Origin of the sequence: Dyadobacter flavalbus (genome assembly GCF_006149045.1) — a bacterium.
Taxonomy (GTDB): Bacteria; Bacteroidota; Bacteroidia; order Cytophagales; family Spirosomataceae; genus Dyadobacter; species Dyadobacter flavalbus.
Window position 1 is genome coordinate 26,824 of the sequence record NZ_VBSN01000069.1, and the last position, 12,985, is coordinate 39,808.

10 protein-coding genes are annotated in these 12,985 nt (G+C 46.1%); 2 read left to right on the top strand and 8 right to left on the bottom strand.

Annotation, left to right across the window (positions count from 1 at the left end; genetic code table 11):
• Positions 1 to 356 precede the first annotated feature (356 nt).
• Complete coding sequence (locus FEM33_RS22005) at positions 357 to 1,667, top strand: amidohydrolase (protein ID WP_139014140.1); 1,311 nt, start codon at positions 357 to 359, stop codon at positions 1,665 to 1,667.
• A gap of 12 nt (positions 1,668 to 1,679) precedes the next feature.
• Here FEM33_RS22005 and FEM33_RS22010 read toward each other — a convergent pair whose 3' ends face one another.
• The 7 genes from FEM33_RS22010 to FEM33_RS22040 form a co-directional block, all read right to left on the bottom strand.
• Positions 1,680 to 2,480, bottom strand: a complete 801-nt coding sequence (locus tag FEM33_RS22010) for an SDR family oxidoreductase (RefSeq protein ID WP_139014141.1) — start codon at positions 2,478 to 2,480, stop codon at positions 1,680 to 1,682.
• Positions 2,481 to 2,491: 11 nt separating this feature from the next.
• Positions 2,492 to 3,427 (bottom strand): S66 peptidase family protein, encoded by a 936-nt coding sequence (locus tag FEM33_RS22015; RefSeq protein WP_139014142.1) that lies wholly within the window; start codon positions 3,425 to 3,427, stop codon positions 2,492 to 2,494.
• A 40-nt stretch (positions 3,428 to 3,467) separates the two neighbouring features.
• Complete coding sequence (locus FEM33_RS22020; protein WP_138281172.1) at positions 3,468 to 3,794, bottom strand: DciA family protein; 327 nt, start codon at positions 3,792 to 3,794, stop codon at positions 3,468 to 3,470.
• 50 nt (positions 3,795 to 3,844) lie between these two features.
• Positions 3,845 to 6,814, bottom strand: coding sequence for a serine hydrolase domain-containing protein (locus FEM33_RS22025; protein ID WP_139014143.1), 2,970 nt, complete (start codon positions 6,812 to 6,814; stop codon positions 3,845 to 3,847).
• A gap of 111 nt (positions 6,815 to 6,925) precedes the next feature.
• The gene (chrA, locus tag FEM33_RS22030; protein ID WP_139014335.1) at positions 6,926 to 8,068 is read right to left on the bottom strand and encodes a chromate efflux transporter; all 1,143 of its coding nucleotides are present in this window, start codon (positions 8,066 to 8,068) and stop codon (positions 6,926 to 6,928) included.
• Positions 8,069 to 8,119: 51 nt separating this feature from the next.
• The gene (locus FEM33_RS22035) at positions 8,120 to 9,076 is read right to left on the bottom strand and encodes an isopenicillin N synthase family dioxygenase (protein ID WP_139014144.1); all 957 of its coding nucleotides are present in this window, start codon (positions 9,074 to 9,076) and stop codon (positions 8,120 to 8,122) included.
• Between the two features lie 127 nt (positions 9,077 to 9,203).
• Positions 9,204 to 10,061 carry a sugar phosphate isomerase/epimerase family protein gene (locus tag FEM33_RS22040; protein WP_139014145.1) on the bottom strand — a complete coding sequence of 286 codons (858 nt, stop codon included), beginning with the start codon at positions 10,059 to 10,061 and terminating at the stop codon, positions 9,204 to 9,206.
• A gap of 362 nt (positions 10,062 to 10,423) precedes the next feature.
• Here FEM33_RS22040 and FEM33_RS22045 point away from each other — a divergent pair, with 362 nt between their 5' ends.
• Entirely contained in the window at positions 10,424 to 11,239 is an 816-nt protein-coding gene (locus FEM33_RS22045; protein WP_139014146.1) for an endonuclease/exonuclease/phosphatase family protein, read from the top strand.
• A gap of 11 nt (positions 11,240 to 11,250) precedes the next feature.
• Here the strand turns inward: FEM33_RS22045 and FEM33_RS22050 are convergent, their stop codons facing one another.
• On the bottom strand, positions 11,251 to 12,936 hold the full coding sequence (locus FEM33_RS22050; RefSeq protein ID WP_229214362.1) for a VRR-NUC domain-containing protein: 1,686 nt from the start codon (positions 12,934 to 12,936) through the stop codon (positions 11,251 to 11,253).
• Between the last annotated feature and the right edge of the window lie 49 nt (positions 12,937 to 12,985).

Sequence of the window (12,985 nt, forward strand, 5' to 3'; positions counted from 1 at the left end):
TTGCGAAATTCCAAAATTTACTTTGGTATCAGGGGTAATTTTAGCAAATTTTATATATATACTACATCATTTTTTGCCATTTTTTAAATTGCCAGAAAAATCTTAAAAATTTAGCAAGCGTTATATAATTGTTAACAGAATACCTGTTTTATTAACTTTTTTGTATTATTACGTTCTGCTGGTTTTAAGATTGATAATGAAAATTTAACTTCACACCGGGTTTCGGCGTGAGCGTTATCAATAATTTTTCTAAATTAATTTAGCCAAATTTTTTTGAAAATATACGGCTAAAGAATGACTGTAGTTTTAAGTTGTATGGTATTATTTCAATATAGATTATCAAATCAGGAATTTCAATGAGACTTCTGCTACTTCCTTTATTTTTGATTCCGGTTGTATTTAAAGTACATGGACAAACTTCGCTTGCTGCCGGCATTGACGACAAATCCCGGTCGCTGGAAAAGAAAGTGGTCGAATGGAGACGTGATTTTCACCAGAACCCGGAACTGGGCAATCGCGAGTTAAAAACCTCCGAAAAGGTTGCTGCCCATTTGAAACAGCTTGGCCTTGAAGTACAGACCGGCACTGCGCATACCGGCGTGGTCGGAATTCTGAAAGGCGGCAAACCCGGTCCGGTTGTTGCTTTACGCGCCGATATGGATGCGCTTCCGGTAACCGAGCGGGGCGATCTGCCCTTCAAATCCAAAGTCATTGCCGACTATAACGGCCAGAAAACGGGTGTTATGCATGCCTGCGGCCATGATACGCACATTGCAATCCTGATGGGCGTTGCAGAAGTACTGTCTTCTATGAAAAGTGAAATCAAAGGAACAGTCAAATTTATATTTCAGCCTGCGGAAGAAGGTGCTCCGGAAGGGGAAGAAGGCGGCGCAAGGCTGATGGTGAAAGAAGGCGTTCTGGAAAACCCGAAAGTAGAGGCCGTTTTCGGATTGCATATTGATTCACAAATTGAGGTCGGAAAAATTGCTTACCGGCCCGGCGCAACCATGGCAGCCGTAGATTTTTTCAGTATTGATGTCAAAGGAAAGCAGACGCACGGCGCATACCCGTGGTCGGGCGTGGACCCGATCGTAACTTCATCGCAGATTGTAACGGCGCTGCAGACCATCGTCAGCAGAAACCTCAATCTTACGCAGGCGCCCGCTGTTGTGACGATTGGTGCGATCAATGGCGGTATCAGACAAAATATTATTCCGGAATCCGTTAAAATGATCGGAACGATCCGCACCTTTGACGAAGGCATGCATACGTATGTCCATAAAAGGGTCAATGACATTTCCACGCACATTGCCGAAAGCGCAGGCGCTTCCGCTCAGGTAAAAATCGATGTGCTTTATCCGGTTACTTACAACGACGTTCCGCTGACCGAAAAAATGATCGGTACGCTGCAGAATGTGGCCGGAAAAGAGAATGTCACGTTGATCCCGGCCAAAACAGGCGCAGAGGATTTCTCGTATTATCAGCAGAAAGTGCCGGGATTTTTCTTCTTCCTGGGCGGAATGCCCAAAGGGAAAAATGCAGCTGAAGCGGCTCCGCACCATACGCCTGATTTTTATGTGGATGAAGGAAGCCTTGTACTGGGCATTCGTTCGCTCAGCCGGCTGGCCGTTGATTATCTTGACAAAAGCGGTTCAAAGTCAAAATAGGTATTCCGGATTTTATTCCGGAATATTCTTTCTGATCTGGTCAAACAGAAAGGACGGGAAAAATCGTTTCAGGTAAATGGCGGCGACTTCCTTCATGCCGCCGATGTAAATTTCCTTTTTATCATTTTTAACCGCTTCCAGAATTCTGGCAGCACATTCTTCGGGAGCAATTCCTTTTTCCTGATTCGAGTCCATTTTACCGAACTTGCTTCCGTTTTCGTTCAGCGCATTCAGGGAGATATTCGTGCGGATATAGCCGGGGCAAATTGTTGTTACTTTTATGTTGTCCTTGTAGCCTTCGGCGCGCAGTGAATCGTAAAATCCCTGCAACGCATGTTTTGAAGCATTGTATCCCGAACGCATAATGGTCCCGATTTTACCGGCAACGCTGCTGATGACAATAAAATGGCCGCTTTTCTGCTGGATCATATACGGCAAAACAGCTTTGGTAATGGCTACAGTGCTGTAAAAATTCACATTCATCAGCATTTGATAAACGTCAAGATCGGTATCCTTGATGTACGAACGCTGGCTTACGCCGGCATTATGGACCATGATATCAATTCGTCCGAAGTAACTCATGACCTTTTCTGCCGCCGGTTTTGCTTTTTCAAACTGCGTTACATCCATCGGAAGCACCAGAACGGAAGTGTCGGGCAAGCCGGTTCTTTTTTTTACCCTCTGCAGTTCTTCTTCCCTGCGTGCAGTGAGCACCAGTTTGGCACCTTCAACGGCAAAGGCCATGGCAATTGCTTCTCCGATCCCGGAAGATGCGCCGGTAATCCAGACAACTTTATCTTTAAATGATGGCATGACAAATAAGCTTAAATAATTGTTGAGGCAGCATGTGAAAATTGAAAACCGACCAGATTTTCATTTACTTCAAGAGTGGCATGCATCCCGATTCCCATTGCCCGGTTATCCGCAACATGGCCTACGGGAAAATCAAAACAGACCGGATAGCTGTAACCGGCAACATGCTCCTGAATGATTTCGTTTGCATTTTTCCCGAAAGTCGGTTTGCTGTTGTCTTTCATTTCGGTAAACTGTCCTACAATCAGCCCGGCAAGTTTGTTCAGTTTTCCCGAACGCTTCATCTGGATCATCATACGGTCCAGATTGTACAGGTATTCGCCGATATCTTCAATAAAGAGGATTTTTCCGCTTGTATCCGTTTCGGTTTCCGTTCCGATCATATGTGCCAGCATGCACAGGTTTCCTCCGGTAACTTCCGCATAAGCTTTTCCGGTACGGTTCAGAAAATGAGCCGGAACAGAATAGGAGGGAAGTTCTCCAAAAAGCATCTGTTGCAGCGACCCGGCAGCAATTGTTCCGCCTTCAGCCGTTATGGATTTTGCCATCTGGGCATGAATGCCGGCAAAACCAAGCTTGTGAATTCTGGATAAAAAAACAGTAAGATCGCTGAACCCGACGATCCATTTCGGGAATTTCATAAATCCGGTAAAATCAAGCCTGTCCACAATCCGCGAGCAGCCGTAACCGCCGCGTGCTGCTATAATGGCCTTGATGGAAGGATCATCGAGCATTTGCTGAAACTCTGCAAGCCGGGCTTCATCCGTATCCGAAAACTGGTTAAAAGCACTTTGAAGCGTTTTTCCTTCGATTACTTCAAGGCCCCATTTTTTTGTAAAAAGATCGATTCCGGGAAGCACATCTTCGTATCTGACTACACTTGCGGGCGCTGTGATTCCTATTTTATCCCCGGTCTGCAGAAAAGGCGGAAATTGAATTTCATTCATTACTCGGAAAGCAAGATACGAATACTGTGTTTGGCTGATTTCAGATAAATACTACATCTTCAACTAGATTTGTACCGATTTCTCTGTTGATCAGCTCTATAATTTTTGGTTTTGCCCTGACCAGTTCATTGCGAAGCGGCGCGGATTCAATCTGAAGGAAAAGAATCTGGTCTTTAATGTAAACTTTCTTTGTTCTGGTGGCAATGGCAGAACCCATGATTTTGTCCCAGTGCGCAACCACAAATGACTGATCAAACCTGTTTCGCAGGCTGTATTTGTCCAGCATCATGTCAATAGCCTCTTTCAGAGGCGTAATGCCGGGACGCCGCGAAGCTTTTTCCCTGTCAAAGCGGTAATGTTGTGCCATACAAAAAATGTTTATTGCAAATATAGAATTATATGCCGCGATACAGCCGCTTATTGCTTTTTTAATAATTCCTGATAAACCACATCCATGATCGCAGTCCGGATGTTGAGTGTTGAAATTCTGGAATTTTCCCGCGTCGGGTACACGCGGTTGGACAAAAATACATAGTTCAGTTTCCAGGCAGGATCTGCCCACGTCATAATGCCGGTGTAGCCCGTATGCCCGAAGCTGGACGGACTTGCATACCGGGGCGCATTGCCGGAGTATTTGAACGTCGGTTTGTCAAATCCGATTCCTCTGCGACTGCCTTCTTCCGGATACTGATAACGTGTGAATTCAACAAGCGCATCTTTGCTGAGCAGCTGCTGACCGCCGTAATATCCCTGCTGAAGATACATTTGCCACACTTTCATCACATCATTTGCGTCACCGAAAAGTCCGGCATGCCCGCTCAGTCCGCCCAGCATGGCTGCGGCTTCGTCATGAACCTGGCCGTGCAGCTGCGCCATCCGGAAAAAAGTATCGCGTTCGGTCGGGACAATGTCTTCCAGTTTGTAAAATCTTTTCGGGTTGAAAGTCAGTGAATTGGCGCCCAGTTTATGATAATAATGGTTTTTGAGATAATCTTCGAAATTTTCTCCTGAAAGCGACTTTACGATCTGCGGGTATAAAATAAAAGACAGATCGCTGTAAACATAGCCTTCCTTTTCATTCAGCGGCGAGTCGCGAATGGATTTGAAAATCGTTTTGTCATAATCTTTAAAGATAAAAAGACTGTCGCCGACAACGGAAGTCGGGTACCTCTTTGACATTTTGGTACTGAACGTTTTCTTTTTCCAGGAACCGTCCGGATTCTGCGCTTCTTTCCATAAAACAATGAATGCTTTCAGCCGTGCACTGTGCGTCAGAACGCGGCGCCATGGCAGATCGGCCTTGTTGGAATTTTTAAAATCCGGCAAGTAATCCTTCATAGTCGCATCCAGATCAAACTTTTTCCGGTCCCAAAGGCTCATCAGTGCCAGCGTGGAAGCCGTAATTTTCGTTACCGAAGCCAGGTCGTAAAGGTCTGTCAGCCTGACCGTTTGCGGTCCTTCGTATGTATGCTTTCCATATGCTTTTCTAAAAAACACCTTTCCGTCTTTTGCAAGCTGAACGACACAGCCGGGCGTTGCTTTTTGCGTAATGGCCACATTGGCAATGGAATCAATTTTAAATGTAATCGTTTTTGTGTCCAGCCCAACTTCTTCCGGAATCGTATATTTCAGGCGGCCGATTGCAGGCGTATCCATTCCGCTGTTATAAGGAAACAATTTATTGACCGTCACCGGAAGTTTCCCGCTTCCCGGAATGGCTCCGAAAATGAGCTGTGCGGAAAGATCCTGCGTATACGGCGTCAGCTGATAAGCCATGATCAGTGCTTTTGCACCTTCGGGTTTTTTTATTTTGTTCAGTGCATACGGGTTTCCGAAAACCGAAACAACGGCTTTGTCCGTAGCAATCAGCGATTCCAGGACTGCATTCATCGGCTCGGTAAGACCATAATTCGAACGCGGCGAAATGCTTCCCAGATGCACGCCGACAAGCAGTAAATTGTATTGGTTCAGCTTTGCTTTAAGCTCCGCAATTTGTGATTCTGTTGCTTTGGCCGGAATAAAATAATGGTCAACCGAAGTATAAAGCTGCAAGGTTTTCTGAAAAGTAGTAACCGTGTCAGCGCCCAATGAAACCGATGCAATTTTCAAAGTGTCCAGTTCCCGGAGCGGCAGCAGGTTATTGTCGTTTTTCAGGACAGTGAGTGCTTTTTCCGTTAGCAGCCGGTTTGTCAGTTCGGCAGCTTTCGGGTTAAGGTCTTCATACAGATTATTCAGATCCACGGGCTTGTAACGGTTCAATCCGGTCCAGGCTTTGGCTTCCAGTACTTTTCTGCACCGGAAGTCAATTTCCGCCTGCGTGATTTTTCCTTCGGCAATGCTTTTCTTGATTTCAGCAATGGATTTGTTCACATCTTCGGTAAATTCCAGAATATCCATGCCCGCTTCCAAACCCATTGCATCCGCTTTTCCATCCGGAAAATACTTTGTAACGCCTTTCATGTTCATGGCATCCGAATAAACCAGACCTTCAAATCCGAGCTGGCTTCGCAGTAAATCCGTTACAATCGGTTTGGAAAGGGTAGAAGGAAGATTCGGCGTTTTGTCCAGTGCCGGAATGCTCAGATGCGCGATCATCATGCCGCTCAATCCATTGTTCATCAAAGCCCGGAACGGATACAGTTCCAGCGAGTCAATTCTTTTGGCATCGTGTGCAATTACGGGCAGGTCAAAATGCGAGTCCGTGCCTGTATCGCCATGGCCGGGAAAATGTTTGGCGCTAGTAAGCAACCCGTTGTCCTGCATTCCTTTCATGTAAGCCACGGCTTTGTCCGCCACTTTGTATTTGTTTTCGCCAAAAGAACGGAAACTGATGACGGGATTGTCCGGGTTGTTATTTACATCGGCAACGGGTGCAAAATTAATGTGCATGCCCAGCCGGCGTGCCTGCTTGGCAAGCTGTGCACCCATTTCATAAATCAGTTCATTGTTTCCCTGAATGGCACCCAGCGTCATTTGATACGGGTACCTTACTGTACTGTCAATACGCATGGCAAGCCCGAACTCGGCATCCATGGCGATCAGAAGCGGAACTTTGGAAATAGACTGGAAATGATTGGTAAGTCTGGCCTGCGGAACGGGGCCGCCCTGAAAAAACACGACGCCGCCGACTTTATTTTCCCGGATGAGTTTTTCAACCGCAGCCGGATTGCTGGTTTTAGGATCAATAACCGCCCTTTTAACATCGGAAACGGCTGCGACCATAATGAGCTGTGCAATTCTTTCGTCGGGTGTCAGCGTTGCAAAAACGGAATCGACCCATTGCTTGTTTTTGTGCAGAAAGCCGGGCGGTGTGCTGATCTGGGCATTTGAAAAATGTACACAAAGGTTAAGCAAGGAAAGGCAAAGAATTACAATCTTATTTTTCATGAATCGGGAAATGAAAGGAATCAGTCTTCAAAGTTTGGAAAACCATTTGACTAATGCAATCGAACCCGCAAGGTAATGCCTTTAAAAAATGTGCGGACTTTTAAACTGATCCTAAAATACAATTCCCAAAAGCAGTCCTGCAATGATAATGATATACGAAGGAACTCTGGCAAAAAACAGTAGCAGCAACGTGCCGACTACGGTCAGTAACGGCTGCCAGCTTGCAGCCATGGGTTCCAGAAGCGAAATGGCAGCTGCAATCGTAAGTCCGCAGCTTGCAGCGTGAATGCCTTCCAGCGAAGCGCGGATGCCGCGGTATTTTTTTAGCTGATCCCAGAATGGATAAGCAAAAAAGATAAAGAACGTTCCCGGCAGGAAAATGCCGGCGGTTGCCACAAAGCCGCCTAAAATCTCTCCAGGTACGCCGTCTGCCTGCAGTGAAACGCTTCCTACAAAAGTCGCAATCGAGAAAACCGGGCCGGGCACAACCTGCGTGAGCGCCATGCCGGCCAGAAATTCCTGATCGGTCAGATAATGCTTGAACTCGACAAACTCGTTGTAAAGAATGGGAATCAGCACTTGTCCGCCGCCGAAGACCAGGCTGCCGTTCCGGTAGAAATTTTCAAAAAGACGAACGGGAAGGGAATTGGTTATTTTACCCACAACCGCCGCTGCAATCAGAACCGAAATCCAGAAAATAAGCGGCCGCCAGCGGATCCGGATCGGGCCTTTCTCCATTTTCTCATGCTTTTTGAAATTCAGTGAAGCCGCAATGCCGCCCGAAACGATCAGAACCGGCGTCATGTACGGCGAGGGATACAAATAGGCCAGAACAGTTGAAAAAATAAGCAAAGTCCAGCCCAGCGCATTATGGATCACTTTTCGTGCAATGGCGTAAGCGCCGTACATCAGAAATGCAACGGCCATAGGCCCCACAAACCTTGTAAAAGACAGTGAAATCGCATTTTGTTCAAGGTAATGAATGCCGATGGCGGCCGTCGTCATGAGCACCATAGCCGGCAGCGACCATACAAGCAAGCTCAGATAAGCAAGCGGCTGCCCGCCAATTTTCAGTCCGATGGCCGTAACCGTCTGCGTGGAACTCGGCCCCGGCAACACCTGGCAAAGCGCCTGAAGTTCGAGCAGTTCTTCTTCGGTAATGTAGCGCCTTTTACGCACCAGCCTTTCGATCATCATCATCAGATGCACCTGCGGACCTCCGAAAGCCGTCAGCGATAACAGCAGGATATCCATCAGATAAATGATGTAACGGAAGCGGCGGATAGATGGGCTGGACAACGGTTCTTATTTCTTTAATCCGAGTTCTCTTAACCGTTCGTCCAGAAATTCTCCGGCGGTCATGTCAGTATAAAGCTTTGGTGTTTCGGGTGTTATGCAGCTTTCAAGACTTTTGAGGTTCATATCGGCCCGTGGATGCATAAAAAACGGAATGGAGTAACGTGAGGTGCCCATTTTTTCACGCGGCGGATTGACAACCCGGTGAATCGTGGATTTTAACTTATGGTTTGTCAGGCGGTCGAGCATATCGCCTACGTTCACAACGATCTGATCGGGAAGCGCGGTAATGGCAATCCACTCGCCGTCTCTTCGGAGTACTTCCAGCCCTTCGGCACTGGCACCCATCAACAGCGTAATCAGATTGATATCGCCGTGCGCAGCTGCCCGTACGGCTCCTTCGGGTACAAGTTCGGGATTCGGGATCGGGAAATAATGCAGTGCCCGCAGCAGGCTGTCGCCGTTTTTCACCTTGTCTTCAAAATAATCTTCCGGCAATTCCAGGTATAACGCAATGGCGCGCAGCAGCGTTTTTCCGGTATTTTCAAAGGTTTTGTAAACTTCCAGCGTATATTTTTCAAAATCTGGAAGTTCATCGGGAAAAATATTGGAAGGCATGTTGCCGATTGGCTCGGGCTGCCCGACATGATAAAACTCTTTCAGATCGGCTACTTTAAAGCCTTTCGCCGTTTCTTTTCCTTTTCCTATATAACCCCTTTGCCCGAAAAGTTCTGCAAATTCGTATTTCTTCTTGACTTCATCCGGCAGTGAAAAGAATTCCTTTACTGCATCGTAAAGCTCATTGCGCAGATTCTCGTCAAGGCCGTGATTTTTGATGGCTACAAATCCGATGTTGGTAAAAGCTTCGCCCAGGGCTGCAACAAATTGTTCCTTTTTCTGTATTTCTCCCGAAGTGAAATCGGCCAAATCCAGCGACGGGACCTGATTCAACAATGCTGGTTCCATAGTTTGTATTTTCTGAATTGTGTAAAACGGACCATTTTTCCTGCGAAAATCTCAAACAGACCTGTCGTTCTGATGACAGGTCTGTTACTTACTTGATCATAAAAAAACGGCTGTACTGACAAAAATGCTACTCTTTCAAACCTTTTATGTACGCAATGGTCTGCGGAATCTGTTTCAGGTAAGAAGGACTTTCGTCTTCAATAAAATAATGCTTGATCCCGACTTTGTTCGCTGCTTTCAGAATGGAAGGAATGTCAATGGAACCGGTTCCGAGCGCCACGTCATTGGTCGTAGGCGTGCCGCCTGACAAGTTGCCTTCAACGCCTTTTCTCAGATCTTTCAGGTGCATCAGTTTCCAGCGCGTAGGATATTTCAGCAGCAGTTTGGCAGGGTCCTGTCCCGGAAAAGCAGCCCAAAGCACGTCCATTTCAAAAGAAACATATTCCGGATTGGTGTTTTTTACAATGTAATCAAAAAGCGTTCCGTCTTCGTACGGGTAAAATTCGTAACCGTGATTATGGTACGTAAGCGTAATGCCGGCTTCTTTCAGTTCTTTTCCGGCCTTGTTGAAATCGGCTACTGCTTTTTTTGCCGTTTCCAGGTCAAACGTTTTTCCGTGAGGAATCCACGCAACCATTACGTAATTAGCGCCCAAAGTTTTGGCATCCTTGATCGTCTGTTCGGTACTTTGGCTCAGCGCATTGTAATCCGCACCGATGGAAACCATTTTGATGCCTCTTTTATCCAGCTGCTTGCGCAGTTCTTCCGTAGTCATTCCTTTGATCGGGCCGCCTTCCATTTCCGTTACGCCCAAGGATTTGATCGTATCCAGCGTTGCTTCAATGCCTTTGGGCCAGCTGCCGCGGAACGTATACGCCTGAAGACCGATCGGATTGGTGTATAAAGGTTTTCCCTGCGCAAAAAGATTGCTGCTGCCGGTGATCAGCGTCAGTAGAAAGCAGCAGAAATACACTGTTTTTTTCATGTAAATAATAGATTAATGTTGGATAAATGTAAAAGCATCATCCTTTTCAGGAACATAATGCAGGTAAATGTACTTCCTCTTTTCAATACTAAAAACCGGCATTTTCTATTTGTCGGCCAAACGGCCTGTTTTCAGCTTGTAAACATTACTTTATACTTTTTTGTCTGTATTTGTTTGATTGCCGTAATTCCGTTTACAAGCCGTATTTAACAAAAAGGGTTCGTTGAAGTTGCCGGAAGTTCTTTAAGAGAAAGTTTCCATATCAAGTTCATTGGCGATGTAATGTTAGCAAAATCTGGAAAATACAGGCATAGAATCTGATGTAAACACTATTTTTGAAATCGTAAAATCCTAAATTCCTTATGTATACGACAAAAAATTTTTTGTTCAGTTTTCTGATTTTTCTTTCTTTATCTGCTTTTGCCAAAGATGATAACGGCAAGAATGTTTCAAAGTTCAGAAAACAGGGTTTCAGGGTAATGACCTACAATATTCATCATTGCAATCCGCCTTCTGCCGGCGATAAAATTGATGTGGAAGCCATAGCAAAAGTAATCAATGCTGAAAAACCCGATTTAGTGGCGCTTCAGGAAGTGGATGTGAACACGGAGCGTTCGGGAAAAGGAAAAAACCAGGCGCAGCAATTGGCCGAACTGACGGGCATGCAGTTTTACTTTTCAAAGGCCATTGATCATCAGGGCGGCGAGTACGGCGTTGCCGTTCTTTCCCGTTTTCCGGTTCTGGATTCGGTAAAATACAGCCTGCCGGTCCATGCGGACAAACCGGAAGAAAACCGCACGATTGCTGCAATTACCGTTAAGCTTCCATCGAAGCAGAAAATGATTTTTGCAAGCACGCACCTCGGCCTCAAAGAACCAAACCGGCTTTTGCAGGCGGAAACGATTATCAGTCATTTTGGAAAAACAGCAATGCCGATGATTCTGGCAGGTGATTTCAACGCCGTTCCGGAAAGTCCCGTTATGGCTGTTTTCAATCCGTATTTTACAAGTTCGTGTTCTGACTGCAAACCAACGATTCCGGTTGAAAACCCTTCAAAAACGATTGATTTTATTTTGCATAAGAAAGGAAGCAAACTGAAAAGCCTAGAAACGCGTGTCATGGATGAAAAATACGCGTCCGATCATTTGCCGGTTGTTGCCGATTTTGTATTGAATTAAAAGAAAATCTTTTAATCCTTGATCCAGTTGACACGAACAATCCGGCTTTGTACTGCGTGTTCCGCAAAGAAATGCTGCCAGTGCAATTGCCGCGACGACAAATGATCCGTCGGCGATTTGATTTCGATAAAAGCATACTCGTTTTCATTCCATACGAGCAGGTCCGGAAAGCCGCGCGTGTTTTCGCGGAGATTTTGTGCAATCTCGATCATTACATCATGCAATTGCTGCGGGCTCAGCAGCGATGTAAGCGTAAGTACTTTTTCCAGTGCGCCTTCATACCACGGAACCAGCACGTTCGTCATGCCGAATTTTTCCATGTACGTCTGCGAGACAATCTGATCTATAATTTCCTTCGTACTTGCCATTTTCAGGCGTTCATGGAGCTGTCCGGATCTTTTGTAATAAAAGTCCGGAAGAAAAAAATCAGACGGAACGCGCTGCATGGGATTGTGGATGGTTTTTACGTTCGTATCGTAAATAATATCCCAGAATAGCAGCCCGAACAACGCACGCCAAGGTTCGTTTTCACTGAAAAAAGCCTGAAATCCCTGCGCACGGTAATAATGCAGCGCACCCAGCTCGACCTGATGGCGGTACATAACCGGAATTTCAATGGCATCCGCCGCTTTCAGCGCCTGCGTCGTTCGCTTTACGACACGCTTTTTCTTGTTGCTGATTTTTTCATAAAAATCCTGACTGAAATAGCGTTCGTCTGCGTTCTGCGGGTTTTCCGCAATTTCTTCACAAAGTGCTAGCGCTTCATCCGTTTCGCCCAGCGTATACAGAAGCCGTACTCTTCGTTCGCGTGCCGGCGCGTCGTTGGTCAGCTGATAAATCGTGAGCGCCTGCGACAACATCTTTTTACGTTCCAGCCATGCGCTTACCCGGAGTATGAAGGCATTGTAAGCAGGCATGGCCTTGCTGCTGAGCCCGATTCCGTTTACGGTTTGCCAGTTCATAAACCAGTCAAATATTTCTTCCGGCGGCAGCTCGTTTTTAAGGGCGTCAAACGTTTCCTTCATCAGTGAAACCATCAAAGTATCGTCCACATCTTTTCTGGAATCAAAACGGATGGCCAGATGCTGTTCATCAAAGGACTGGAAACGGACATGGCCGAGGTCGCGGATCACGAATTCGGTCATATCGGCATTCCGGTTGCCGAAAAACAGGAATTTCATCAGCATAACTTCCGCTTCATAACTTACTTTGACAACCGGTTCCGATCCGGAAATCAGTTTCAGCAACGTGGAACAGTCATATTCATGAACGAGCCAGCGCACAAGGTCCGGCTTCCGGATGCTTTTGGAAGGCATGATTTCCGGTTCAAGCTGTTTTGTGAAAATCAGATGTTCTGGCTTTGTGAAAAGATCCATAATCTCTTCCAGGCGGTCGGAATGATGTTCACAAACAGATTCAATAAAATGCTTTTCCAGCAGTTCGTTCAGAACCGCAGGCAAGTCGGAAATTTCGGAATAGGCGAGGCTGTTTACCCTGAAAAAGGATTTGCTGCGGTTACTGAAACGGATAAAAAGGCATTGTGCATCCTCGGAAAGTGCGTAGTAATTGTCCAGAAAAGCCGTTTCGTTTTCATTCAGGACATGCGCGTACCTTTTACGTACGAAATCCAGCACATAACAGAAATAATCATGATAATATTTGGGAGGAAGATCCGTCGGAAACCCTGTATTCTGCACTGTTGGATTCGGAAGCACTTCGTTGTAAACGGATGAAACTGATTTTACG